We start from the raw sequence: 25194 nt of genomic DNA, 5'->3' as shown, positions 1-25194 counted from the left end.
TGGGGGGTTTTTGGTTTTATCTGGTGTCCCCCCCCCCCCCCCGCCCACCCCCCCCCCCCCGGGCCGGGGGGGGGGGGGCCCCGCCCCCCCCCCCACCACAGGCGTCCCCTCCTCCGGAAAGCCGCCGGGGGTCCCGCGGGAACCACCGAATCGTCGCCCCGATCTCCTCCTCGGAGACAGCCCATCAGGCCGACCGTCACTGAAAATTACATCGCGCGCACCCCACGGCTAACCGGCTTCACCCTGGTAGAAGCGAAGACGGAACATCCGGCACGGCCGGACCGGCGCGCACAATCGCCCGGACCTTGACGGGACTCCGTCGCGTCGTATTTGCTCCGCCGCACCACCACCAATCGAGAAGGCGTGCGCGGCACTGTGGACGTCAGCGATAACAGATGCCGGATCGATCTCGACCGCCGGACGAGGCGGGGCCGCCGACGCCCCCATCCGAACACGGAGACCGACGAATGAGATGTTAGCGCTAACAAAGCCTTGGTGAGGAGACGCCAGACCTCGATCTCAAAGGACATGCGTGAGACGACGGCTCAGGGCCATACTCGCGGCGGACACCCCGCCCCTGGTGGTCGCGGGCATGCTGCTGGCGCCCGACCGGTGGCGGCCGCGTCGTCCGGCACGGTCCCTAGGCCCCCACCTTATTCATCCTCAACGGCGCGGCCTGCTCCATCGCTTGATCTGCTCCGCGGTGCGGCGGCATCCACCGTCGCCATTCAGATCCACCGGATTTCCATGTAGCGACGGCAGGTGGTCAGAGCACGGAGTGTTTACGCGCGTGCACACCATCAGGGGCATGAGCGGGCATGTCGCTCGCCAGAAAGCCGCCCCCCGAATGACGGCGCGCCAGGTGAGAAATTACCACCTCAGGAGTGAACGTGAGATCAGCATTTCCACTTCCGGTCAAAGCCGGGTTCAGGCGCGGAGCCGCCTGGCTCGCGGCCCTGCTGTGCATCATGACGTTGCTTCCGGCGGCTGCGGCCCGGGCGGACAACCCCATCATCCAGACCATCTACACCGCCGACCCGGCTCCACTCGTCTACAACGGCCGGGTGTACCTCTACACGGGGCATGACGAGGACGGCTCGACGTACTTCACCATGAAAGACTGGCGCGTGTGGTCGTCCGCGGACATGGTGAACTGGACCGATCACGGCTCCCCGCTGAGCGTAGCGAGCTTCAGCTGGGCGAAGTCCGACGCGTGGGCGGGCCAGACCATTTACCGGAACGGCAAGTTCTACTGGTACGTTCCGACGACCAACCGGGCGACCGGGCGGATGGCCATCGGGGTGGCCGTGTCCGACAGCCCCACCGGACCCTTCAGGGACGCCATCGGGCGCCCGCTGGTCGAGAACGGTGAGATCGACCCGACGGTCTTCATTGACGACGACGGGCAGGCATATCTGTACTGGGGCAACCCACACCTGACGTACGTGAAGCTCAACACCGACATGATCTCGTACTCAGGTAGCCCGACACAGATTCCCCTCACCACCGCGGGATTCGGCACTCGCACCGGCGACGCCAACCGTCCGACCCTGTTCGAGGAGGGGCCCTGGGTCTACAAACGCAACGGCATCTACTACAACGTGTTCGCGGCGAAATGCTGCTCGGAGTTCATCGCCTACTCGACGGCCACCGGCCCTACCGGCCCGTGGACCTACCGGGGAACGATCATGCCCACGCAGGGCGGCAGCTTCACCAACCACCCCGGCGTCATCGATTTCAACGGCGGTTCCTACTTCTTCTATCACAATGGCGCGCTGCCGGGCGGTGGCGGTTACACCCGTTCGGTCGCCGTGGAGAAGTTCGCCTACAGATCCGACGGCACCATTCCCACGATCAACATGACCACGACGGGTGCTCCTCAGATAGGCACCCTGAATCCCTACGTCCGCCAGGAGGCCGAGACGATCGCCTGGGAGTCCGGCGTCGAGAGCGAGCCCGCCAGCGAAGGCGGAATGAACATCGGGTTCATCGAGAACGGGGACTATGTCAAGGTCAAAGGCGTCGCATTCGGCACCGGCGCGACGTCCTTCAACGCAAGGGTCGCCTCGGCGGCCGGCGGCGGCAAGATAGAACTGCGTCTGGACGGCGCCAACGGCACACTGGTGGGAACATGCACCGTCCCGGGCACCGGCGGCTGGCAGACCTGGACCACCGTCTCCTGTCCGGTCAACGGCGCGACGGGAACCCACGACCTGTACTTCAGGTACACCGGCGGAAGCGGCACCCTGTTCAATGTGAACTGGTGGCAGTTCAACGGCGGTGGCGGCCCGACGCCCACGCCGACCCCCACGCCCACCCCCACGCCCACGCCCACGCCGACCCCGACGCCCACGCCCACGCCCACGATCAGCGGTGCCTGCAGTGCGGTCTACCGCACCACCAACTCGTGGTCCGGTGGCTTCCAGGGCGAGGTCACGGTGACGGCCGGCAGCTCGGCGATCAACGGCTGGACCGTCAAGTGGACCCTGACCGGCGGCCAGACCATCACCCAGCTCTGGAGCGGCACGCTGAGCACCAGCGGCTCGGCCGTGTCGGTGACCAACGCCCCCTACAACGGCTCGCTCGGGGCGTCCGCCTCGACGACGTTCGGCTTCACCGGCGGCGGCACGCCGTCGACACCGACCCTCACCTGCACCAGCCCGTGAGAGCGACGGCGCCCTGATCGGTGACGAGAGTGTGGGTGCACCGCTGTGCCGGTGCACCCACACCGCGCTGTTCCCTACTGGCTCACGCTGAAGTCACTGAAGTTGAGGTGTCCCGTCACGCCGGCGGCGTGAGAGGTGGCGATCAACCCGGCGTGACGACCAGGGCGGCGTATCCGGGCGACGACGCGGCGGCGGTGAGATCGTTGCGGATCACCACACCCGCCTTGGCCCATGAGTTGGTGTTGTCCATCCAGGTGACGACCCGTGGCCAGAACGAGAAGTGCCGCGAACAAGACAGTGAGGGGGCCTCTGGCCAGGCTCCTGCAAGGTCACGAGCCGCGTGAGTGCAGATGAGCGCCTCCCAGGCCGGCAGATCGCGTTGAGAACCCTGCGATCAGTCAGTGGTCGGGTCAGACCCTACCGGGAGGCGCTCACCTACATCCTCACTGTCAGTTACGGCTCCACTTCTGGTTGGCGCCGCCGGTGCAGGTCCACAGCTGTACGAGCGTGCCGTTGGCGGTCGCCTCGCCGGTGACGTCCAGGCACAGGCCTGACTGCACGCCGGTGACCGTGCCGTCGGCGTTGAGGTTCCACTGCTGGTTGGTCCCGTTGCCGCAGTCCCAGATCACGACCTTGGTGCCGGGTGTGGTGCCGCCCGCCTCGGCGTCCAGGCACTTGGTGCCGTATACCTGGAGTTGCTTGCCGGAGGTGAGGTTCCACTGCTGGTTGGTGCCGCCGTTGCAGTCCCAGATCGCCACCTGGGTGCCGTTGGCCTGCGACTGGGCGGGGACGTCCAGGCAGCGGCCCGATGCCGTGCTGCGCAGCACGTTGGAGGGGCCGTTGCCGGGGCCGGGGGTGATTGACAGGTTGTCGAACTGCGCCGTCTCGGTCGCCCCGGTGCCGATGCCGACCTGGCCGGCGCCCCACATGGCGTCGGTGACCGTGCCCACCGTCACGCCGTCGATCTTGGCGGTGATCGTGGAGCCGGAGAAGCCCAGCGACAGGGTGTGCCACCGGCCGGTGCCGAGGGCGGCCACGGTGCCGCTGCGTAGTGTCGTGACGGCGTTGGCGGCGGTGTTGCGCTGGATGGACCAGGCGCCGGTGTCGGTGACCCGAAGGTAGTAGGCGTTCTGCCCGGCCGGGCCGTAGTGCTGGGTGCCTCCTCTGCCGATGAGCTTGACGTAGCCCGCCTGCTCCAGCAGGACGTCGGAGGACACGGTGTAGTTGCTCCAGTTCACATCACCGAGCAGCGCGTACGGGTCGTAGTCGCCGTCCCAGGTGATAGGCATGCGCGGGGACATCTGGCGCACGCACCGGCCCGCGCGGCCCGCGCCGCAGGCGGTCACCTCGAAAGCCCCCTGCTGGTCCATCAGGTACTTAGCCTCCTTGCCCACCGCGTACCCGTCGTAGTCGTCGGAGTACGGCAGCGCCAACGACCCGGGCGCGGGGCTCGTGGCGGTGCCCTTGCCCTGCCCCGTGGTGGTGGTGATGGTGTACACGCGGCCGGGCTGGACGGTCAGCGAGTAGGCGCCGCCCGAGGGCGTGATGTCGCTCCCGCGCGCCATGTAGTCGGCGGGGTTGGTGGAGTTGAGGTTGGTGGACCACACGTGCACGGTGCCGGTGGGCAGGCCGCCGGTGACGGTGAAGTTCAGCGTCTGGGCCGCGCTCGCGTCCACGGTCTCGATGACCGTGCTGTACCCGGAGTTGTCGGGCGACTTCAGCGACACATAGCTGCCGTTGGCGCGCACGCCGCCGATGTAGCCGCTGGAGGAGTCCAGGTAACGCCAGCCCGGTGCGGTGAACTGGGTGGTCTGCGCCATCGTCCAGGCGTTCTTGCCGACCGCGTAGTAGCCCGACCACGGCTGGGGCGCGATGGCGACGCCCATCGTGGGCCACGGGATGTTGGGGGTGATGGCGGCGACGATCGGCCAGTTCAGGTAGGCGGTCATCTTGCCGTCGATGTAGTCGCGGTTGATGCCGCGCGCGAGGGCCTTGGCTCCGTCGTTGTAGTCGTCGGACCCGTTCTCACTGGCCCACAGCTGCTTGCCGGAGTTGACGGCGTTGGTGGAGCTCGGGCAGTTGGTCTGCCCGCTGCGGTAGCCGCACACGTAGTGCGATCCGAAGATGTCCACCGCGTTGCGGAAGGCCGCGTTGTTCACCGCGTCGTCGGCCGCGCCCCAGCTGGTGTCGTCGGCCACGATCTTGACGTTGCCGAAACCGTTGGCATCCAGCGCGGTGTTCAGGTTGATGTACCAGTTCAAATCGCGGCCCCGCTCGTTCCACCCGCCCAGGTAGTCGATGGTCAGCCCGTGACTGTTCTTCGCGCACTTCAACCAGTCGACCAGGTAATTGATCATGTCCTGCGACCAGAAGTTGCGGTTGCCGATCCACCCCGGCGCACCCCACGCCAGGCCCGCCAGCTTGATGTTCGGGTTACGCGCCTTGGCCTGCTCCATCAGCCACCACTCATAACCCCGGCCGCAGTCCAGATCGGCGGCGGTGTGCCGGTGACTCGGCTCGGCGCCGCTGGTGGAGTTGGTGTCGCCGCCGATCTCCACCTTCATGATCTGCACCGCCGCCCCGTAGCCGGGCTTGAACATGTAGTCCAGGATCTGCCCGCGCTGAGGCTCGGGGTAGTCGACGAGCAGGCGGCTGTTGCCTCCCCCGCCGCTGATGGCGCCCACACCGTCGAGTGCACGGCCGCCCGAGCCACCGTTGATCGTGATCGCGACGGCGGCCTGCGCTGACGAGAAACCGATCACGCAGATCGCCGCCGTCAGCAGCGCGACCACAAGCGTCGAGGCGAACACCTTGGTCTTACTTCGTCGGCTCATCAAGCGAGTTCCTTTCGATGTGGGTGAGCGATGGATGGTCGACCGGCCTCGGCCGATGGTGGTTTTCGCGTGGTGCGACCGGTGACGGCGGGGTCGCGGCCGCGCGGCCCTTGGCCAGGACTCGCCAGAGCTTGACGGCGAGGCCGCCGTACGCCCAGGCGTGACCGTCACCTGCGACCGCTCCCGTACCTGGTTTCTCGTGGGCCGCCGTCGCACCACCTCGAGGACGCCCGGATCGATCACCTGCCGGCCATGGCGGAACCGCAGAACCTGGACGTAGGTGCCGGGTCGTCTGTGTGGACGCCGATCCCGTCGTGCTGGTCACGGTCGCGGATCGTCGCTGATCCGTATCGCAGCCGGAGACTCCTGCCGCTCACCACCGACTCCGGCAGGAGGAAGCCGCCATGGAGACCAAGTGTGGAAACCCCCACGAAACATGTCAAGACCATCGACGAATCGGTTCGACAAGATATCTGGGCTCCCGGCAGGCCTGTGTTTCATGTGCGACTTGGTCCCGCACGTCGTCAGGCGAACGCGCCGCCCCGCCACGCCACGCAGCGAACGCATGAACGTTTCATCACCTCGACCCCTCGCGGAAGTGCGACCGCGTCCTGTCAGGGCAGATGACGCCACATGGGCGGGTCGACGAACCGTGATGGACAAGAGGCGGGGCCTTGACAGAGCCTGTCGCGTCGTATTTGCTCCGCCACACCACCACCTCAGCCCACCCCAGTGAAGAAAGGCATCGGTTCACCCTCATCGAAATGTTAGCGTTAACAATATGATCTGAAGCCGTCTCACCGCCGAGTCCGGCCAGGCCACACAGTGTGGGCTGGGCCTTCCACGCGTGGCCGTCTCACACCGGCCCGATCAGTCGCCGGCTTCTCCCCGAAAGGGAGGTTCTCTGGTCCACAACACAGGGTTTGGCGCTTCGCCAAGCCCGTACGCGGGCATCGGGGTGCGAACGCTGGTCGCCGCGTGACCGCGCCAGTTCCCGGATCTCGGCACCACTACCACCCTGAAACCCGGGATCGGGTGCCGTGGCACCGCGACCGGCTTCTCGCGAAGCCGCGGGCCTGGGCGACCATCACAGGGCTCCGTGCGCTCAGCTCTCCGGGCCCGGGGGCGCGGACGGGGGCAGGAACGCCGTCTGGATGAGGCGGGAGCCGTACCTGCGATCGACGTAGTAGGCGCGGCCGGGCGGCAGCGGGTGCGGCCGTACTCCGAACAGCACGCCCTCGTCGCGGTCTCCCGACAGGATGACGGCGGGGCTCGCCATGTCCTTGAGCCGCTGCATGACGGGGTCGAACATCGCCCGCCCCGCCCCGCCCATCGCCCGGGACAGCACGAGGTGCAGCCCGATGTCGCGCGCCTGCGGCAGCAGGTCGAGCAGCGGCGCCAGCGGGTTGTTGCCGGTGGCCACCAGGTCGTAGTCGTCCACGACGAAGTAGAGGTCGGCGCCCTTCCACCAGTTGCGCGAGCGGAGCTGGTCCGGGGTGAGGTCGGCCGGGGGCAGCCGCTTGACCAGCGCCTCCCTGGCCTCGGCGATCATCTCCACCGCCGCCGTGCTGGAGGCCGCGTAGCCGATGCGGTGCTCGGTGTACGCGGCGTCCAGCAGCGAGCGGCGGTAGTCGATGACGATGAGCCGCGCGTCGGCCGGGGCGTGCCGGGCGACGACGCCCTCGGCGACCAGCCGCAGCAGGTTGGACTTGCCGCTCTCGGTGTCGCCGATGACCGTGAGGTGCGGGTCGATGTCGAACTCCGCCGAGACCGGGGACAGCGTGGCCTCGTCGATGCCGATGGGGACGCGCGGCCCGGACTGGTCGGGGCCCGGCAGGGCGTCCACCTGCAGGACGGCGGGCAGCAGCCGCACCCGGGGCGCGGGCGCGCCCTTCCACGCCTCCCTGACGCCGTCGACGAGCGCCCGCACGCCGATCGTCAGGTCGTCGGCCTGGCGTACCCCGTCGACGCGGGGCAGCGCGCTGAGGAAGTGGAGCCCGTCACGGGTCAGGCCCCGGCCGGGGACGCCTTCTGGCACGGCCAGCGCGGTCTTGCGGTTGACCTCCGACTCGTAGGCGTCGCCGAGGCGCAGCTCCAGCCGGGAGCCGAACAGGTCGCGGATGCCGGGCCGGAACTCCGACCACTTGTTGGTCGCGGCGACGACGTGGATGCCGTACCCGAGGCCGCGGGCGGCGAGGTCGGTGATGGTCGGCTCCAGCGAGTCGAAGTCCTGCCGCACCGTGAGCCAGCCGTCCACGACGAGGAAGACGTCGCCGAACTCGTTGCCGGTGATCGCTCCCTCGGCGACCTGGCGCCGGTAGGTCGCGAACGAGTCGATGCCCCGCTCGGCGAACTCGCGTTCACGCTGCTGGAGCAGGCCGGTCACCTCCGCGACCGTACGGCGCACGCGGTCGCTGTCGAGCCGGTTCGCCACGCCGCCGACGTGGGGCAGGCCCTCCAGGGACGCCAGCGTGCCACCGCCGAAGTCGAGGCAGTAGAACTGCACCTCGCGCGGGGTGTGGGTGAGCGCCAGCCCGGCGATCAGCGTGCGCAGGATCGTGCTCTTCCCGCTCTGCGGCGAGCCGACGACGGCGAGGTGCCCCGCCGCGCCCGACAGGTCGACCCCGAGCGGGTCGCGCCGCTGCTCGAACGGCCGGTCGACGATGCCGAGCACGGCGCGCAGCTTGCCGCGTCCGGCCCAGCCGGCGGTGGTCAGGCCGTGCTCGGGCGTGATGCTCAGCGGCGGGAGCAGGTGGCTCAGGGTCAGCGGCTCGGCCAGCGGCGGCAGCCAGATGCGGTGCGCCGGCGGCCCGTACCCCTCGAACTGGCGCACCATGATGTCCAGCAGGCTGTCCCTGCCGGTCGCCGCGGGCTCCGGCTCGGGGTCGGGCTGCTGCGGGGGGACGGGCGGCGGGATGTACGCCGGGCCATACACGACGACCTGGCGCTGGTCGGCCGAGGCGCGGCGCTCCTGGCGTGCCTCCGGCGCGAACGGGCCCGAGACGTACGCCGCCTTGAACCTGGTCATGCCGCTGGTGTCGAACTTCAGGTAGCCGTTGCCCGGCGCGGAGGGCAGCTCGTAGGCGTCGGCGACGCCCAGCACGACCCTGCTCTCCATGGCCGAGAAGGTGCGCAGCCCGATGCGGTACGACAGGTGGGTGTCCAGGCCGCGCAGCCTGCCCTCCTCCAGCCGCTGGGACGCCAGCAGCAGGTGCACGCCGAGCGAGCGGCCGAGCCGACCGATCATCACGAACAGGTCGATGAACTCGGGCTTGGCCGACAGCAGCTCGCTGAACTCGTCGAGCACCACGAACAGCGTGGGCATCGGCCGCAGGTCGGCGCCCTGCTCCCTCGCCCGCTCGTAGTCGCGCAGGGACGCGTAGTTGCCCGCCGAGCGCAGCAGCTCCTGGCGGCGCACCATCTCGCCATGCAGGGCGTCGTACATGCGGTCGACCAGCGGGAGCTCGTCCTCCAGGTTGGTGATGACGGCGGAGACGTGCGGCAGCGACTCCATGCCGAGGAACGTCGCGCCGCCCTTGAAGTCGACGAGCACGAAGTTGAGGATCTCGGAGGAGTGGGTGGCGGCGAGCCCGAGCACCAGGGTGCGCACCAGCTCGCTCTTGCCGGAGCCGGTCGCGCCGATGACGAGGCCGTGCGGCCCCATGCCGCCCTGGGCGGACTCCTTGATGTCCAGCTCGACCATGCGGCCGTCGGCGCCCAGCCCGATCGGCACCCGCAGCCGGTTGCGCGGCGCGCGGGGCCGCCACAGCGCGGGGATCTCCAGGTGGCGCGGGTCCACCACGCCGAGCAGGTCGGTGAGCGTCATGTTGGCGGCGAGGACGTCCTGGCCGTCGCCGCTCTTGGCCGTGGAGGCGCGCAGCGGGGCGAGCTGGCGGGCCAGGCCGTCCGCCTGGAGGAAGGACAGCCGGTCGGGCCGGCCGAGCCCGGTGACCAGCTCCTTGCCCGCGTGGTCGAGCTGGATCCGGTTGAACCGGTCGGGCAGGACCTCCAGCCGCAGGGTGATGCCCTCCTCGGTGAGGGCCGTCGAGCCGCTGAGGTCGATGACGGTGACTCCCTGGATGGCGTCCGCGCCGAGCTGGGAGTCCTGCGGGACGTACCCGCCGTCGACGATCACCACGTGATACGGCAGGGCCTCAAGCGAGGCGCCGGGCCTGAACCTGCCGCGGTCCTTCAGCTCACCGCCGAGCAGCCGGTCGAGATCGCGCAGGTCATCGGCCATGAGCCGCACGGGGCCCGCCGCGTCGATCTCCTCCGGGTGCAGGGCGTGCGGCAGCCACTTGACCCACTCCCACTGGGCCATCCACTCCTTGCTGGCGCACACGGCGACCCGCATCTCCTCCGGGGAGTGGAAGACGGCGAGCTGCCCGATGAGCGCGCGCACGAGGTCGCGGACGGCCCCGGGTTCGCCCGTTGGCATGATGCGGGCGAAGGAGTGGAGCGCCATGGCGATCGGCAGGTCGTCCACGGTCGAGTGGGCCCCGACGAAGCGGCGCAGCGCCCCCGCGGACATGGCGTCGAGGTCCTCGACCGGCTTGGACTCCGGCGGGATGAGCTGCACGGCGAGGCGCTGGGTGCCCGTGCCCACCCGGACGGTGGCGAAGTCACCGTCGCGGGGCCTGCGCTCCCACAGGCGCGGGCCCATGACGACCGACCACAGCGAGTCGGGGTCGGGGCCGTTCCAGTGGAGCGCCTCGCGCTGCTGGCGGGCGGCCCTGCGCACCTTCTTGCGGGTCTGCGACAGGTAGCGGAAGTAGTCGCGCCGCAGGCCGTTGAGCCGCAGCTTGCGCTCTCCCGAGGCCCGGCCGAGCTGGCTCAGGCTCATGCCGACCATCGAGAAGGCGAACATGCCGCTGGCGACGTACATGATGGGGTTGGCGCTGCCGCCCGCCGTGAACATCAGGGCCATCGCGGCCCCGCCCGCCACCATGGGCATGAAGGTGAGCACCTGCGTGAAGCCGCCGGAAGTGGTCTCGGGGATCTCCGGGGGCGACTCCAGCAGGATCTCGCCTCGCGGCGGTGCCGGAGGCGGCCGCCGCTCGGGCCGCCGGACAACGACTATGCCCACGTCGCTCCATAGCTCAGGGGATCTGCCCTGAAACCTCCGTGCCGACCGGGCTCCAGGGACCTTCGTACGACCAACCAACCGTAGCGAATTTCGATCATTCTGCTGGCAGAGTCCCGTGACTACGCCGAACGTCCTAGAAACAGGCACAAATCCTGCTCTCTCGTGTCATGCCATCCCGCTACGGTATTCGCGTGATCTCTTTGGAGCCGGTGTGACGCTGAACCCGATGGCGGGACCCCCCATGCGCGGTCCGGGGGGGCCTGGAGGCGCGCTGGACGTGATGAACGGATCACCGAAGGCCGCGGTCCTCCGCGCGCCCGGATCCGCCGTCGCCATGAGCCGGGTCACCATCGTTACCCCCCGCAAGAGGATCGACCTGGCGGTCCCCTCCGACCTCCCGCTGGCGCACGTGCTGCCGAACGTGCTGGCCGCGGCGGGCGAGAGCGGCGACGAGAGCGTCCTCAGCACGACCGGATGGGTCCTGCAGCGGGTCGGGGGCAAGGGGCTCGACCTGGACGCGAGCATGAGCACGCTCGGCATCCGCGACGGCGAGGTCCTCTACCTCCTGCCCCGCCCCTCCGAGCTGCCCGAGGCCGTCTTCGACGACGTGGCCGACACCATCGCCACGGGGATCAAGGAGAGGTCCGGCCGGTGGCAGCCCCGGCACACGCGGACGGCCGGCCTCGGCACGGCCGTCGCGCTGCTGGTCGCCGGCGCCCTCCCGCTGACCGTGGCCGGACCGCCCTGGACGCTGACCACCCTGGTGGCGGGCCTGTTCGCCCTCCTGCTGGTCGGGGCGGGCGCCGCGCTCTCCCGTGCGCTCGGGGACGCGGCGGCCGGAGCGGTCATCGGGTACACCGCCCTGCCGTACGCCTTCATGGCCGGGGTCCTCGCGCCCACCAAGAGCGGGAGCCTGCTCTCGCTCGGAGCGCCCAACCTGCTCGCCGGCTTCGCCATGACCGCGCTGGCGGCCACGGTCGCCGGATGGGCCATCGCCGAAGGGCTGCCGAACTTCTTCGGCGTCATGGTGGCCGCCATGGCGGGCGCGGCGGGCGCGGCGATCGTGATGGTGTGGAGCGCGCCCCCGGCCGGCGTCGCGGCGCTGGTGGTCGCGGTGGTCCTGGCGTGCACGCCGCTGATCCCGGCGCTCTCGTTCCGGCTCGCCAGGCTCCCGCTCCCGTCGGCTCCGAGGAACGCCGAGGAACTCCGCGACGACAAGCAGGAGCTCGACGGGCCCGACGTGAAGAGGCGCGCGGTCGAGGCCGAGCGGTTCGCCACCGGCCTCGCGGCGGGGGTCGCGCTGGTCGCGCTGGCCTCGCAGCTGTTCCTGTTCGGCGCGACGGGGTGGATCGGCGGGGCCATGGAGGTCGTGCTGGCGCTCGCGCTGACGATGCGTGCCCGCGTGTTCCTCGGGGTCGGGCAGCGCCTGTGGCTGCTCGCCGCCGGGGTGACCGGGCTCGTCGTCGTGCTGGTCTCCGCGGCCCTGGCGGGCCCGCTCGCCGCCCTGCTGGTGAGCCCGGCCCTGCTGGCGATGGCAGGGGTGGGCGCCGGGATGGGTCTCTTCCTCCCCCAGCGGCGCCCCACGCCGTTCTGGGGCAGGGCGGGCGACATCGCCGAGTTCACGCTGATCGCCGCCCTGTTCCCCCTGGCCCTCGGAGTGCTCGACGTCTACAGCTGGGTGCGCGGGCTCGCCGGTTGACGCCGGTGTTCATGCCGGTGTCAGGGTGACTGCCGGGGTTGTAAGGTTCCTCGGTGTCGGCTGTCCGGCGATCATGACGGAAGTTGAGGGGCACGTGACAGAGTTCGGCGACTTCGCGAGCATCGATGTGGACAAGCTGCTCGGCTCGGCCCAGAAGCAGCTGGCCCAGGTGGAGGAGCTGCAGCGCCGCACCGCCGAGCTGGTCGGCCGCGCCCTGGACAAGGACGGGCTCGTCACCGTCGGATACACCGCGCAGGGGCTGCACGAGCTGGAGCTGAACCCCCGTGCGATGCGCCTGGCGTCCGCGGACCTGGCCGACATGATCAAGAGCGTGGCCCGGGAGGCGGCGGCGGATCTCGAGCGGCAGACGCACGAGCTCATGGAGGAGATGTTCGGCGCGGACAACCCCATGAACCTGCTGAAGGATCCCGACGCCGCGCTCGCGCAGGTGAAGGAGGCCGAGGCCGCCTACGACCGCACCTTCGAGGAGGTGATGTCCGATCTGGAGCAGATCCGGCGTCGCCTCCAGTCGTGAGCCATCCCTGGACGCACCGCTATATGTTGGAGAGCGGGATGCGCGTCTGCTTCGCCTGTTCCTGCTGCGCGCTCATGGCGGTGACCTTGGACTCCAGCTCCGCCTGCTTGGACTGGACCATCGTGAACACCATCGCCGCGGCGCCGGCCGCCATGCCGTACTTCTTCACCAGGCCGCCTACGGTCACTTGCGCGCCCGTGGCGGCGATCTCCGACGTCGCCTGCGACGCCACGTTGACGACCGGAATGCCCCGTGTCGCGATGGTGTAGATCGTCAGGGCGGTGAGGAGCGCCCCCACGGCGCCCGACGCCATCCCACCGTAGAAGGACAGCTTGGACATCCCGTGCATGATCTTGGCTGAGTCGAAGTGGACGCCCGCGCCGTCGTCGATGTTCTTGAGCATGATGTCGACCGCGCCCTTGAACGCCTCCTCGTCCTGAGCCGTCCAGTCCTTCGGGGGCACGTCGCTGACATGCTTCTTGAGGTCCGCCCCGACGCCTTCCAGCGCCTTGGCGATCTCACCCCATTTGTCCCCCGCCCCTGACAGATTGCCGGGCCTGGAGGCGATGCCCGCGATGGCGAGCCCGATCATGCGCCCTCTCACCGGGTTCACCACGCAGTACGCCAGGGCGCCGAGGGCTCCGGCGACGTACCCGTACTCCCAGCCTTCGTAGCTCACGGCTTCAACTCCGATTTGACCCCGTCGAGGCTCTTCAGCACGTCGCCCTCCTGCAGCTTCCAGGCCTCGCCGGAACGCCTCAGGTCGTCGCGCCAGATCTCCATCTGCTTGCGCACCGCTTCGATGTAGCTGCCGGAGCCGGCGCACACGCCGCCGTGGGCACCGGAGATCGGCATGCCCACGGCACCACAGTCGAGGAAGCCGATGTGGTTGTTCCCCGGTTCCTTCTTGACGGCCTCGGCCTTGGCGCCGGGCCCGTTGTAGATCTTGACACCGAGGTCGATGACGGCGTCGTGCTTGACCTCGCGGGTGGCGCCCGGGTCGCCCTTCCCGTCGCCGGTACCGGTACCAGTGCCTTTCCCCCCGGTCGGAATGCCGGAGACGTTAGGAAAGCCGCTTCCGCCGCCTCCGCCGCTCGGAGCCGGGGGCAGGGAGATGCCCGGGTCGCCGGATGGACTCCCTGCCGAGGGATCGGACGTCGTGGGCACGTTCGGATTGGGGATGTCGGGGATGCTCGGGTCCGGCACATCCGGAACGTTCGGAACGGGGACGTCCGGGATGTTCGGATCGGGGATGTTCGGGTCCGGGATGTTCGGGTCCGGCACGTTCGGGTCCGGCACGTTCGGATCGGGGATGTTCGGGTCCGGCACGTTCGGATCCGGGACGTTCGGATCCGGGACGTTCGGGTCGACGGAGTCCGGGGAGTACGGGTCCGCCTGGGTGGAGCCGTACGGGTCGTGCGCGTTCGGGCCCGCGAGATCGGCAGGTCCGCCGGGATCGATGGGGCCGCCCGGATCGGCGGGGTCGGCGGGGTCGCTCACCTGCGGGTACGCGTCCCGCGCCTCAGGGTACGACGGCCCCGTGACCTGGTACAGCGGATCCCCGCCCGCCGGATCGCCGGGCGAGAAGGGAGCGCCCTGACCGTCCAGATGGCCGAGGCCGGAGAAGCTCGGATCCACCGGCCCTTCGGCCCCCTGAGGCTGGCCGGACCCGCTCGGGCCGCCGGCGTGCGCCCCGGACCCGCCGTCCGGCACGGCGTACGGCCCGCCCACGACGGTACCGCCCGAGTCCGGCGCGAAGGCACCGCCCCCGGACGCGGTCGAAGATCCGGAGTCGACCGAAGAGGCGGAGCTCTCCGACGAGGGAGAGGTCACCGAACTTTGCCCGTTCAGCAGCGCTTCTATGCCCCGTTGCCCGCTCACTCCCGCCCCCGCCTCGCACCCCGACAGCACTTGATCAACCGTAGAAATGCAGACTAGCCCAGCGTCCATCGGCCGTACAGAAAGGCACGAAGCCCGCCTTCCGGTCGCGTCCGTGCGCGAACCCCCACCTCACCGGCACGCATCCCCGTCCCGGCGGGCGCGCTTCTATGCTGTCCGCGATGACCCGCCAGGCAAGGCTGAGGTGGCATGCAGACTCGTCGTGATCTTTACCAGGCGCATCGGCTGATGATGCAGCGCCTCGGCATGGCCCTGCTCCAGGGAGAGCCAGACGTCCCCGAGTCCCCCATGCGCAGGCACAACGTCGCCATGTTCTGCGGCGTGCTGGTGGCGGTGCTGGTCGTGGCCGGCTTCGGCGTCTGGGGGCTGATCAAGCCCGGCGGCGCCACCGCCCTCACCGAGCCGGGCACGCTGATCGTCGAGGAGGAGACCGGCGCGACCTACGTCTACAGCCGGCAGGAGGCGAAGCTCATCCCGGTCGCCAACTACACCTCCGCCAGGCTGCTGCTCGACAGCGCGGAAGTGAAGGTCCGCACGGTGTCGTCGGCGTCGCTGGCGGGGTTCTCCCGGGGCACGCTGGTGGGCATCCCCGGCGCGCCCAACTCCCTGCCCGCGCCGGAGAAGCTGGTCCATGGCCCGTGGACGGCGTGCGTGGCCGAGAGCGTGGATCCGAGCGGCACCCGCAGGCCGTACGTCTCCCTGGTCGGCGGCATGGACGTCGGCGGCAGGCCGTTCGGCGGCGACGCCATGCTCGCCGACGACGGCCAGCAGTCGTGGGTGATCCTCGCGGACCGCCGCATGCGGGTGTCGGACGCGGGTGTTCGCGCCCTGACCGCCGAGCGGCCCCGCCAGGTGCCCGCGACCTGGCTCAACGCGCTGCCCATCGGTCCCGATTTCCGGGGTCCGAGCATTCCGGGCCTGGGCGCGAAGGTCCGCGGGCCGGACGGCCGCCTCTCCGCGGTCGGCCGCGTGTACACCGTGCCGGCGGTGACCGGCGGCGCCCCCCGCTGGCACGTCCTGCTGCGCGACGGCCTGGCCTCGATCACCCAGACGCAGGCGACGCTGCTCCTGCAGGATCCGGCGAGCAAGGGCGCGTACGGCAGGAGCCCCGTGCGCGCCATCGAGCTCGACGCGGCCCGCGCCAACGCGGCCCCGCAGTCGCGCACGTCACTGGCCGCCGACGGCCTGCCCTCGACGATGCCCGAGGTCACCACGCCCGACCCGGCGTCCCAGCTGTGCGCCGTCTACCCCGACACGGCCAAGGGGTCCACCCGCGCGCGGCTGACGATCGGCAGCCGCGTCGCGATCCCCGTACCGCAGGGCGCCGCCTCCGACCAGGACCACGTCGACCAGGTGATGCTGCCTCCGGGCGGCGCGGTGCTCGCGGGCCTGCTGCCCGGAGAGGGACGGCTCGACGCGGTCCAGAACTACTCGCTGATCACCGACCAGGGGCGGAGGTTCGCCCTCGCCTCGGGCGATCTGCTGCCGAAGCTCGGCTACGAGCAGAGCGAGGTGGCGCCGCTGCCGGCCCAGCTGCTGCACCTGATCCCGGAGGGCCCCGCCCTGGACCCGGCCGCCGCTCACGTCCCCGTGCCCGTCGACCGCGCGGAAGTGCTGAAGCCTTGACTGCGCGAGCGACCAGGGGTACGAGAAAGCGTTACTGACTCGCAATGTGACCCCTGTCCACTGTGTTGCGAATGATCCTAGTGTTGAATTGATCAGCATCGCGGGGGCCGACGATGCGTGTCGCAGTGTGGGCCGCCGTGTGCATGGCCAGGCCACTTCCATGGAGGTATCCCGTGGACCAGCAGACCGCAGCCGCGCATCTTCCCCAGATCGTCGAAGCTGGAAAGAAGACCGATCTGACCCATTCGATCATCGGCAGCATCCAGACCCAGCTCCAGGGCCATGTCGCCGAGCTTCGGGCGGGCTGGGGCGGCCAGTCGGGCATGGCATTCGAAAGCGTTTACACCCGATGGAACGACGAGCTCAGCGTCGTGCTCCGCGAGCTCCAGAACCTGTCGATGAAGCTTCACCAGGCGGAGAAGCGGTACCGCGCGACGGAGCACGACCAGACGGCCGTCGCCCAGCGGCTCACCGCCGACATCAACGTCTGACGCGACCGGCATCTGACGAACGGAGATCATCATGGCTGGCATCAACAACGACATCGACCGCACACTGGTCAACTTCGGGTCCATGACCACCGGACGCCAGGACTTCGCCCGCCAGTGGCAGGCGATGGAAGGTACGCTCCAGCAGCTCGAGACCGACCTCGACCTCCTGCTCGGCGAGTGGGCCGGTGACGCCCGCGCCGCGTACTGGCAGGCGAGGGGGAACTGGGACGCGGCCTCCGGGCGTATGGCAGGCCTGCTCCAGCAGCTCGGCGCCGTCATCGAGCAGGGTCACGAGAACTTCTCCCTCGCGGAGAAGGCCAACGTCGCCATGTTCGACGGCAAGTGAGATAGAGCTCGGCGGACTCACGGCGAGCGGACCGCCCTTTTGGCGCGACGCGCCGGCAGGGCGGCCTGAGAGCTTAGGGGGACAGACATGAGCGGCAACGGCGCGAGCGGGTTCGCCTACGACGGGTTCCACATCGAGGAGAAGTGGCCGGGGCTCGACGTCAACGACGGCGTCGACATCCACCATTCGACCGTCAAGAACCTGATCAAGGCACTTGAGGACGACGTCGAACGGCTGAAGGGCATCGGGGCCGGTACTGCGCAGCACCTCAAAACGTACGGGAAGGTCGCGTCCGAACACCTCGGCGAGTGGGACGCGGCCCAGGACCTTGCCCTCGTCTTCACGCAGGGCCACGGGGCGATCTCTTCGGGCTACGAGAGCCTGGTCGCCCAGTACGAGGCCGCGATCGCGGTGACGAAGGCGTCCTTTCTCAACCTGGGCAAGGCCGACCACAGCAGTGATGTGGGCACGACCAGCGCCTGAAGTGATCGACGATTAACGGTGGGTCGATATGGAGCGCATCAGCCAGATTCAGGCGGTCAAGGCGGGCACGGCTCCGCCGCGCGGGGACTCCGGCACGTACGGCGGCGTCGAAAGCGTGCGGAAGAAGCTGGAGAACACCAACCCCGACGCCGTGACCACCGCCGGTGACGCGTACATCTCCGCGGCGGGGTACTTGGAGGACACCTATGCCCTCCTGGAGTCGGTCGCCGGGACGATGGCCGGGGACTGGAAGGACAAGTCCTCCCAGCAGGCCCAGCAGGCGCTCCGGCTGCTGCACGCCTCGGCCAGGGAGCTCGCCGCCAGGGCCCGCCAGGTGGGCGCCGCCCACAAGGACTACGCCGACGAGCTGCGCAAGGCCAAGGCGGACCTCCCCGACAGCGGGACGTTCACCTTCGACGACGACATCTCCGAGAACGTGAAGTCGATCTCGCCCGTCACGATGATCAGTGGATGGATCGCGGGAGAGACCGACACCGACAACGACAAGGCGCGCAAGCACCTCGAAGCCCTCAACGAGCGCATCGTCACGGTGTACAACACGCTGCCGCAGGACGTCACCACGGTCCTTCCCAATCCGGGTCCTCCCGCCATGCCCGACTTCACGCCGCCCACCTACCCGACGAATACCTTTAGCCGCCTGCCAGGCTCAGGATCCGGAGTTCCCGGCTATTCCGGAACCGGGCAGCCGAGCGGTTCGAACGGGTCCGGGTACCCCGGTCCGGGATCGACGGACTTCCCGGCGGGAACGGGCGGCCCCGGATCCGGAGGCACTGACGGCCCAGGGGCCGGCGGCACGGGATCGGGCGGCACGGGCCGGCCGGGCGACGGCTCGAACGGCGTCCCCGGGAACGGCGTGCCAGGGGGCGGCGTCAACGACCCCTCGAACGTTCCGGGCGGCCCGGGAGCGAACGGCGGCGGCACGTCGGGCGGGCTGAACCCGAACGACCCCCGGAACACCGGCCTGGCGGGGCTCGACCCCGCCACCGGGCTCAACACGCCGAACACCACCGGGCTGAACACCCCGACGGGCCTCAACACCCCGAACCTGAACGGCCTCACGACACCGAACCTGACGGGCCTGAACAACCCGTCGGGTCTCGGGACGACGGGTCCGCTGGGCACCGGCCCCTTCGGTTCCACCCCTCTCGGCGCCACCCCCGTCGGCTCCGGCCTCAACGGCGGTTCCTCGTACGGCGGCGCCGGCGGCGTGAACCCGGCCCTGGCCTCCCGTGCCGCCAACGCGCCGGGAATGGGCGGCATGCCGTTCATGCCCATGGGCGGGCAGGGCGGCGAGGGCAACCAGGAACGTGAGCGTTCGACCTGGCTGACCGAAGACGAGAGCGTCTGGGGCGGCGACGGCCCCGTCGCCCCCGGCGTGATCTGCTGATCGAGCCGGATCAGTCCAGGATCGGCACCCGGTCAGATCTGGATCAGAGCCCGGTCAGATCTGGATCAGCCCCGGCAGACCAAAAGGGTGCCCCACCCGCCCAGCGCGGGTGAGGCACCCTTTTCGGCGTGCCGGACCCGGCCGGTCGCCCGGCCAGGGCCGCCACGCGTCCCCCCCGGCTCTGCCGGTGCCCCGCGAACCCCTCCCCGGTGCACCGGCCCTCCCCTTACCGGCGCCCCGAGCCGGTGGGCGCCTAACAACAAGTTTCCATGAACCACTTGCAGAACGCTTAAAGGATGCTTGACGCATATCCCCACAAGTTGCACATAGCGGGGCGGTGGACCACTCGTGCGCGCCCCAGCTCTCCAGATCGCTGCGTACCTGGTAGCCGTGCGCGCGGCCACGTTCGCGGGCGGCGCCGAGCACCAGCAACCTGACGGCCGGCGTCACTCGCGTTCGGCGGAGGCGTGCACGGCGACGTCCTCGGCGGGGACCACACGGTGCACGACGACCGTGCTGATGCGGTTGCGGCGGCCCGCGGTGCTCTCGGCGGTCAGGCTCAGGCCGTCGACCGTGGCGCGGGAACCCGCTATCGGGACCCGGCCGAGGGCGTGGGCCAGCAGGCCGCCGACCGTGTCGACGTCGTCGACCTCCAGCTCGATGTCGAACAGCTCCCCCAGCTCGTCGACGGGAAGCCGGGCGGTCACCCGGGCGCTCCCGTCGTCGAGCCACTCGACGCGCGGGGCCTCCTGGTCGTACTCGTCGGCGATCTCACCGACGATCTCCTCAAGGACGTCTTCGATGGTGACCAGGCCGGCCGTGCCGCCGTACTCGTCGATCACGATGGCCAGGTGGATCTGCCGCGCCTGCATCTCGCGCATGAGCTCGTCGATCGGCTTGCTCTCGGGCACGTAGGTGGCCGGGCGCATCAGCGAGCCGACCTTCTCCTGCTCGGCGTCGCCGCCCGTGGTGGACTCGTGCACCCGCCGGACGATGTCCTTGAGGTAGGCGATGCCGACCACGTCGTCCTCGTTCTCGCCGACCACGGGGATGCGGGAGAAGCCGCTACGCAGCGCGAGCGACAGGGCCTGGTTGAGGGTCTTCCCGCGCTCGATGAACACCATGTCGGTGCGCGGCACCATCACCTCGCGCACCAGGGTGTCACCCAGCTCGAACACCGAGTGGATCATCTGGCGCTCGTCGGGCTCGATGACCCGGCGCTCCTCGGCGAGGTCGACGAGATCACGCAGTTCGGCCTCGGAGGTGAACGGGCCGTCCCGGAAGCCCTTGCCCGGCGTGAGCGCGTTGCCGAGCAGGATGAGCAGCTTGGGAAGGGGCCCGAAGATGCGCGTGAGCCCGTACACGATCGGGGCGCTCGCCAGCGCGACCGGCTCGGCGTGCTGGCGGCCGAGCGTGCGCGGCGAGACGCCGACGATGACGTAGCTGATCAGGATCATGACGCCCGCGGCGGCGGCGTACGCCTGGCCCTCGTCGCCGAACCAGTCGATGAACAGCAGCGTCGCGATCACCGTGGCGATCAGCTCGCAGCTGAGCCTGAGCAGCAGCAAAAGGTTCAGGTAGCGGGGCGGGTCGGCGACGATCGCCTGGAGGCGCTGCGCGCCGCGCCGCCCCTTGCGCGCGAACTCCTCCGCGCGCACCCGCGAGATGCGCGCGAGGGCCGTCTCGGCGCTGGCCAGAAGGCCGCCGATGACGATCAGAAGGGCGGCTGACAGCAACCACCCGCTGGGGGAACTCACGGCTCCCGCCGCACCTCCCGCCACGCGTCGAGCAGCTCGCCCTGAAGGCCGAACATCTCGGCGTGCTCCTCGGGCTCGGCGTGATCGTAGCCGAGGAGGTGAAGGATGCCGTGCGTGCAGAGAAGCTCAAGCTCGTCGCGGGTGCCGTGCCCGGCCTCCGCGGCCTGCTTGGCCGCGACCTGCGGGCACAGCACGACGTCGCCGAGAAGGGCCGGGTCGAGCGGGGCGTCGCCCTCCTGGCGGGAGCCGCCAGGGCTCGGCCGAAGCTCGTCCATCGGGAATGCGAGCACGTCCGTCGGGCCGGGCTCGCCCATCCACTGCTCGTGGAGCTGCGACATGGCCGCCTCGTCCACGATCAGGATGGAGAGCTCGGCGAGCGGGTGGATGCCCATGCGCCCGAGCACGTGACCGGCCAGCTTCACGAGCGAGGACTCGTCGATCTCCACGCCGGACTCGTTGGCCACCTCGATACTCATGGTGTTTCTTATCTCCCCCGAGGGCGCTTGGCGCCCTTGATGGCATGAGGCTCGGCGGTCGCTAGGTCGTAGCGGCTGTAGGCGTCGACGATGTCGCTCACCAGCTTGTGCCGCACGACGTCCGCGCTCGTCAGCCTGCTGAAATGGATGTCCGGAATGCCCTCCAGGATATCCTGGACGACCTTCAGACCGCTCTCCGTGCCGCCGGGGAGGTCGATCTGGGTGACGTCACCGGTCACGACGATCTTGGCGCCGAACCCCAGGCGGGTGAGGAACATCTTCATCTGCTCGGGCGAGGTGTTCTGCGCCTCGTCGAGGATGATGAACGCGTCGTTGAGCGTGCGCCCGCGCATGTAGGCGAGCGGCGCCACCTCGATCGTGCCCGCCGCCATCAGGCGCGGGATCGAGTCGGGGTCGAGCATGTCGTGGAGCGCGTCGTAGAGCGGGCGCAGGTAGGGGTCGATCTTCTCGTACAGCGTGCCGGGCAGGAAGCCCAGCCGCTCCCCCGCCTCGACCGCCGGCCGGGTCAGGATGATGCGGTTGACGTCCTTGTTCTGGAGGGCCTTCACCGCCTTGGCCATCGCCAGATAGGTCTTGCCCGTGCCCGCGGGGCCGATGCCGAACACGATCGTGTGCTTGTCGATCGCGTCGACGTACCGCTTCTGGTTGACCGTCTTCGGGCGGATCGTGCGCCCCCGCGCCGACAGGATGTCGAGCGAGAGCACGTCGGCGGGGCGGGCGGAGCTCATGCGGAGCATGGCGATGCTCCGCTCCACCGCGTCGCCGGTGAGCTGCGCGCCGGACCGGACGAGCTCCACCATCTCCTCGAAGAGCCGCACCAGGAGACTGCTCTCCTCGGGGCTTCCGCTGATGGTGATCTCGTTGCCGCGGACGTGGACGTCGGCGCGAAAGGAGGCCTCGATGACCCGCAGCAGCTCGTCACGGGAGCCGAGAAGGCTCACCATGGGGTACTGGTCGGGTATGACCACCTTGGCCTGCGTGCGTGAGGGGCCCTTGGTGCGCGGCGGTTCGCTGGTCTGCGCGCCGTTCGGCGCGCTGCGGGATTCGTGTGACTCGGACATGGGCGGCCCTGCGGCCTGCTCGCCTCCCGGCCTGGTGTACTTGTCTGTCGCGCTCGCTGGGATGACCGTACAGCCTGGCATCCGGCCCGACCGCGCCGCTGGCTAAGCCCATCGTATCCGGGCGGGGCTCAGCCCGGAGGCCAGTGCATGGCCCTGCCGCCGAGCACGTGGCCGTGCACGTGGAAGACCGTCTGACCGGCCTGCGGGCCGGTGTTGAACACCAGGCGGTAGCCGTCGCCGGCCACTCCTTCCTGGACGGCGACCGCGTGGGCCGTCTTGAGCACCTCGTCGGCGAGCCCGTCGTCGGCCGCGGCGAGCACCGCGGCGTTCTCGTAGTGATCCTTGGGGATCACCAGCACGTGGGTCGGGGCCTGCGGGTTCACGTCGCGGAAGGCCACCGTGCGGTCGGTCTCGTAGACGATCGCAGCCGGGATCTCCTTGGCCACGATCTTGCAGAACAGGCAGTCTGTCACGCCCAAAGGGTAGTCACCTCTGTTGCCAATCGGTAATACCGAGGAGGTGCCGTCGAAAGATCCTCGGGGCTAGGGTTGGTGTGCGACACTTCAGCGTCAGAAAGCGGTCAGTGTCGGCGAGGCCACCGGCGAGGACACAACTGGGTCATGCCCCCTAAAGAACCGGCAGAGAGTAAACCCTCTGGGAAGGCCGTGCGTCCAACAGATGTGACCACCGAGACCCTCGTGGCCGAAAGGTCGCTGGGGGCGGTGCCCGTCGGATGGGACGCCGACATGGCCGTTACGGCGCTTTACAGCGCCCACTATCGGTCGCTCGTGCGTCTCGCCATGCTGTTGGTGCGCGATACCGCCACCGCGGAGGAAGTCGTGCAGGACGCGTTCGTCGCCCTCCATGGGGCGTGGCGCCGTCTGCGCGACACCGACAAGGCACTCGCCTACCTGCGCCAGTCGGTCGTGAACCGATCGCGCTCAGTGCTCCGTCATCGTGCCGTCGTGGAGAAGTACGCCCCCAAGGGCCTCCCCGACGCGCCGAGCGCGGAGAACGGAGCCATAGGAGAGCTTGAGCGGTCCGCCGTGATCGAGGCGCTCCGCGGGCTCCCCACCAGGCAGCGCGAGGCGTTGGTGCTGCGGTACTACGGCGACCTCTCGGAGGCGGAGATCGCCAGCGCCATGGGCATCAGCAAGGGTGCGGTGAAGAGCCACACAGCCCGCGGCATGGCCGCCTTACGCACCGTACTGGAGCAATTGTCATGACCGAGTCCCCCGACGAGTACGGCGAGGTCCTCAGCCGTGTCTTGCGCGCGGAGGCGGATTCTGTCGTGCCCTCCGCAGAAGGACTGCAGATCATCCGCACCCGCATCGACCAGCGGGGCCTGCGGGGTGTCTTTTGGTGGCGAGCCGCCGCGTCGGCGTGCGGTGCCGTCCTGGTGGCCGCCACGGTCGTGATGATCGTGCCACCACTTCGCGAGCACATCAGCACGGACCAGCGCATCACCCAGGTGCAGTACGACACCTCGCCGCCTGACGAGTCGAGCACGCGCAGGCCCTGGACCGGCGTCCAGCCCTCGGCCGGCGGCACCCAGCGCGCCGCGCAAAGCCCCAGCGGCACCACGACGCCGCTCATGACGCCGACGCCGGCCCCGACGAGCTCTCCGGGCAACGACTGCGCCGTCCCGGTGCCGACGACGGTGGACGAGCCGGAGCCGGAGCGGCCCTGCCCCTCGGGCACGGGCGACTCCCAGCCGGAGGGGACCACCAAGCCGGCGCCCCCCAGTTCGAGGCCCCCCACCCCCACGCCGACGAAGACCACCGCCAAGCCGACCGCCAAGCCGACCGCCAAGCCGACCACGAAGCCGACGGCGGACCCGACCCCGGACCCTTGCCAGACGTGCTCTCCCACGCCCACGGATCCGCCGCCGCCCACGATGACTCCGCAGATGACGACGGACACCGAGTCGGCGGCGCCCCAGAACTAGGCGCTCTCCGAAAGGCCGGACTCCAAGGAGTCCGGCCTTTCGGCGTGTCACCAACGAGCCGGGCGGTTCCGGACAGGGCCGAGCCGCACGAAATCAGGTCACCGGACAGGAAGCCGGGTCACCAGCGGCCGGAGCGGGTGAGCAGAACCGCGGCGGCGGCCACACCGGCCGTGGAGGTGCGCAGCACGGTGGGGCCCAGCAGGGCCGTCGTGGCGCCCGCCTCCCTGAACCGCTCGACCTCCTCGCCGGTGATCCCGCCTTCGGGGCCGACCACCGTCACGATGTCGCCGGCCGCCGGAAGCTCAAGGTGGGACAGCGGCTCGGCGGCCTCCTCGTGGAGCACGGCCGCGACCGCCGCGCCCCGCAGCAGAGCCGCCACCTCGGCCGTCGTGGCCTGCTCCGTGACCTCCGGCAGGTGGAACCGCCGGGCCTGCTTGCCGGCCTCCCTCGCGGTGGAGCGCCAGCGGGCCAGCGCCTTGCCCGCGCGTTCGCCCTTCCACTGGGTGACGCACCGGGCGGCGGCCCAGGGGACGATGACGTCGACCCCGGCCTCGGTCATCATCTCGACCGCAAGCTCGCCCCTGTCGCCCTTGGGCAGGCCCTGGACGACCACCAGGCGCGGGGCCGGCGCGGGCACCATGTGGCGGCCGAGCACCTCCAACCGGAGCGAGTCCCTGCCGACGTCTCTCACGACGCACTCGGCGACCGCGCCCTTGCCGTCGGTCAGGTCGACGCGCTCGCCGGCGCGCAACCTTCGCACGGTGGCGGCGTGCCGCCCCTCGGGGCCGGAAAGGACGATCTCCTGACCGGACAGGTCGTCGGCGAGGAAGACGGGGACGCTCACCCGCAAACCTTAGC

Annotated in this window: 19 protein-coding genes and 1 pseudogene; 10 read left to right on the top strand and 10 right to left on the bottom strand. The window is 69.9% G+C overall.

All coding sequences use genetic code 11. The features are described from left to right. Nucleotides 1-890: 890 nt before the first annotated feature. A complete protein-coding gene (locus AB0O34_RS20850; protein ID WP_363917605.1) occupies nucleotides 891-2666 on the top strand; it encodes a family 43 glycosylhydrolase in 1776 nt (591 codons plus the stop codon). 449 nt (nucleotides 2667-3115) lie between these two features. On the opposite strand, the gene AB0O34_RS20845 is transcribed toward AB0O34_RS20850, so the two are convergent. Both AB0O34_RS20845 and eccCa read right to left on the bottom strand, forming a co-directional pair. Next, entirely contained in the window at nucleotides 3116-5500 is a 2385-nt protein-coding gene (locus AB0O34_RS20845; RefSeq protein WP_363917603.1) for a ricin-type beta-trefoil lectin domain protein, read from the bottom strand. A 1105-nt stretch (nucleotides 5501-6605) separates the two neighbouring features. Next, entirely contained in the window at nucleotides 6606-10586 is a 3981-nt protein-coding gene (eccCa, locus tag AB0O34_RS20840) for a type VII secretion protein EccCa (RefSeq protein WP_363917601.1), read from the bottom strand. Between the two features lie 280 nt (nucleotides 10587-10866). On the opposite strand from eccCa, the gene eccD reads away from it, so the two are divergent. Together eccD and AB0O34_RS20830 are read left to right on the top strand one after the other, a co-directional pair. Next, on the top strand, nucleotides 10867-12285 hold the full coding sequence (eccD, locus tag AB0O34_RS20835; RefSeq protein ID WP_363917599.1) for a type VII secretion integral membrane protein EccD: 1419 nt from the start codon (nucleotides 10867-10869) through the stop codon (nucleotides 12283-12285). 94 nt (nucleotides 12286-12379) lie between these two features. Continuing rightward, a complete protein-coding gene (locus AB0O34_RS20830; protein WP_363917597.1) occupies nucleotides 12380-12820 on the top strand; it encodes a YbaB/EbfC family nucleoid-associated protein in 441 nt (146 codons plus the stop codon). A 19-nt stretch (nucleotides 12821-12839) separates the two neighbouring features. On the opposite strand, the gene AB0O34_RS20825 is transcribed toward AB0O34_RS20830, so the two are convergent. Both AB0O34_RS20825 and AB0O34_RS20820 read right to left on the bottom strand, forming a co-directional pair. Then, nucleotides 12840-13499 (bottom strand): hypothetical protein, encoded by a 660-nt coding sequence (locus tag AB0O34_RS20825; protein WP_363917595.1) that lies wholly within the window; start codon nucleotides 13497-13499, stop codon nucleotides 12840-12842. After that, nucleotides 13496-14701 carry a hypothetical protein gene (locus AB0O34_RS20820; RefSeq protein ID WP_363917593.1) on the bottom strand — a complete coding sequence of 402 codons (1206 nt, stop codon included), beginning with the start codon at nucleotides 14699-14701 and terminating at the stop codon, nucleotides 13496-13498. Before AB0O34_RS20820 ends, AB0O34_RS20825 begins: the two co-directional genes overlap by 4 nt. A 207-nt stretch (nucleotides 14702-14908) precedes the next feature. On the opposite strand from AB0O34_RS20820, the gene eccB reads away from it, so the two are divergent. From eccB to AB0O34_RS20795, 5 genes are all read left to right on the top strand, one after another. Next, nucleotides 14909-16345 (top strand): type VII secretion protein EccB, encoded by a 1437-nt coding sequence (gene eccB / locus AB0O34_RS20815; protein WP_363917591.1) that lies wholly within the window; start codon nucleotides 14909-14911, stop codon nucleotides 16343-16345. 173 nt (nucleotides 16346-16518) lie between these two features. After that, nucleotides 16519-16836 carry a WXG100 family type VII secretion target gene (locus tag AB0O34_RS20810; RefSeq protein ID WP_363917589.1) on the top strand — a complete coding sequence of 106 codons (318 nt, stop codon included), beginning with the start codon at nucleotides 16519-16521 and terminating at the stop codon, nucleotides 16834-16836. A 31-nt stretch (nucleotides 16837-16867) separates the two neighbouring features. Next, entirely contained in the window at nucleotides 16868-17182 is a 315-nt protein-coding gene (locus AB0O34_RS20805) for a WXG100 family type VII secretion target (RefSeq protein WP_363917587.1), read from the top strand. An 87-nt stretch (nucleotides 17183-17269) separates the two neighbouring features. Beyond that, the gene (locus AB0O34_RS20800; protein WP_363917585.1) at nucleotides 17270-17665 is read left to right on the top strand and encodes a hypothetical protein; all 396 of its coding nucleotides are present in this window, start codon (nucleotides 17270-17272) and stop codon (nucleotides 17663-17665) included. 28 nt (nucleotides 17666-17693) lie between these two features. Beyond that, nucleotides 17694-19073, top strand: coding sequence for a hypothetical protein (locus tag AB0O34_RS20795; protein WP_363917583.1), 1380 nt, complete (start codon nucleotides 17694-17696; stop codon nucleotides 19071-19073). 339 nt (nucleotides 19074-19412) lie between these two features. On the opposite strand, the pseudogene AB0O34_RS20790 reads toward AB0O34_RS20795, so the two are convergent. The 5 genes and pseudogenes from AB0O34_RS20790 to AB0O34_RS20770 all read right to left on the bottom strand — a co-directional run. Then, nucleotides 19413-19523 (bottom strand): annotated as a pseudogene (locus tag AB0O34_RS20790) (PadR family transcriptional regulator); the annotation flags it as partial. Continuing rightward, nucleotides 19520-20830 (bottom strand): hemolysin family protein, encoded by a 1311-nt coding sequence (locus tag AB0O34_RS20785; RefSeq protein ID WP_363917581.1) that lies wholly within the window; start codon nucleotides 20828-20830, stop codon nucleotides 19520-19522. The pseudogene AB0O34_RS20790 and the gene AB0O34_RS20785, both read right to left, overlap by 4 nt. Beyond that, on the bottom strand, nucleotides 20827-21306 hold the full coding sequence (gene ybeY / locus AB0O34_RS20780; protein ID WP_358548156.1) for an rRNA maturation RNase YbeY: 480 nt from the start codon (nucleotides 21304-21306) through the stop codon (nucleotides 20827-20829). The genes AB0O34_RS20785 and ybeY overlap by 4 nt, the downstream gene beginning before the upstream one ends. Nucleotides 21307-21314: 8 nt before the next feature. Continuing rightward, nucleotides 21315-22271 (bottom strand): PhoH family protein, encoded by a 957-nt coding sequence (locus AB0O34_RS20775; RefSeq protein ID WP_363917607.1) that lies wholly within the window; start codon nucleotides 22269-22271, stop codon nucleotides 21315-21317. 245 nt (nucleotides 22272-22516) lie between these two features. Then, entirely contained in the window at nucleotides 22517-22867 is a 351-nt protein-coding gene (locus tag AB0O34_RS20770) for a histidine triad nucleotide-binding protein (RefSeq protein ID WP_363917579.1), read from the bottom strand. 267 nt (nucleotides 22868-23134) lie between these two features. Here AB0O34_RS20770 and AB0O34_RS20765 point away from each other — a divergent pair, with 267 nt between their 5' ends. Further along, nucleotides 23135-23614 carry a SigE family RNA polymerase sigma factor gene (locus AB0O34_RS20765; protein ID WP_262842804.1) on the top strand — a complete coding sequence of 160 codons (480 nt, stop codon included), beginning with the start codon at nucleotides 23135-23137 and terminating at the stop codon, nucleotides 23612-23614. After that, entirely contained in the window at nucleotides 23611-24336 is a 726-nt protein-coding gene (locus tag AB0O34_RS20760) for a hypothetical protein (protein WP_363917577.1), read from the top strand. Before AB0O34_RS20765 ends, AB0O34_RS20760 begins: the two co-directional genes overlap by 4 nt. Nucleotides 24337-24454: 118 nt before the next feature. Here the strand turns inward: AB0O34_RS20760 and AB0O34_RS20755 are convergent, their stop codons facing one another. Next, a complete protein-coding gene (locus tag AB0O34_RS20755) occupies nucleotides 24455-25180 on the bottom strand; it encodes a 16S rRNA (uracil(1498)-N(3))-methyltransferase (protein ID WP_363917575.1) in 726 nt (241 codons plus the stop codon). Between the last annotated feature and the right edge of the window lie 14 nt (nucleotides 25181-25194).

The organism is Sphaerisporangium sp. NPDC088356 (assembly GCF_040685555.1).
In the GTDB taxonomy this organism is placed as follows: domain Bacteria; phylum Actinomycetota; class Actinomycetes; order Streptosporangiales; family Streptosporangiaceae; genus Sphaerisporangium.
The sequence above is the reverse complement of the archived record's forward strand: the minus strand, read 5'-3'. Positions and strand labels throughout refer to the sequence as shown.

Excerpts from the sequence above, each read along its gene's own strand:
- AB0O34_RS20845 (WP_363917603.1), bottom strand. The coding sequence starts at position 5,500 with ATGAGCCGACGAAGTAAGACCAAGGTGTTCGCCTCGACGCTTGTGGTC.
- eccD (WP_363917599.1), top strand. The coding sequence starts at position 10,867 with ATGAACGGATCACCGAAGGCCGCGGTCCTCCGCGCGCCCGGATCCGCC.
- eccB (WP_363917591.1), top strand. The coding sequence starts at position 14,909 with ATGCAGACTCGTCGTGATCTTTACCAGGCGCATCGGCTGATGATGCAG.
- AB0O34_RS20805 (WP_363917587.1), top strand. The coding sequence starts at position 16,868 with ATGGCTGGCATCAACAACGACATCGACCGCACACTGGTCAACTTCGGG.
- AB0O34_RS20800 (WP_363917585.1), top strand. The coding sequence starts at position 17,270 with ATGAGCGGCAACGGCGCGAGCGGGTTCGCCTACGACGGGTTCCACATC.
- AB0O34_RS20795 (WP_363917583.1), top strand. The coding sequence starts at position 17,694 with ATGGAGCGCATCAGCCAGATTCAGGCGGTCAAGGCGGGCACGGCTCCG.
- ybeY (WP_358548156.1), bottom strand. The coding sequence starts at position 21,306 with ATGAGTATCGAGGTGGCCAACGAGTCCGGCGTGGAGATCGACGAGTCC.
- AB0O34_RS20775 (WP_363917607.1), bottom strand. The coding sequence starts at position 22,271 with ATGGTGAGCCTTCTCGGCTCCCGTGACGAGCTGCTGCGGGTCATCGAG.
- AB0O34_RS20765 (WP_262842804.1), top strand. The coding sequence starts at position 23,135 with ATGGCCGTTACGGCGCTTTACAGCGCCCACTATCGGTCGCTCGTGCGT.
- AB0O34_RS20760 (WP_363917577.1), top strand. The coding sequence starts at position 23,611 with ATGACCGAGTCCCCCGACGAGTACGGCGAGGTCCTCAGCCGTGTCTTG.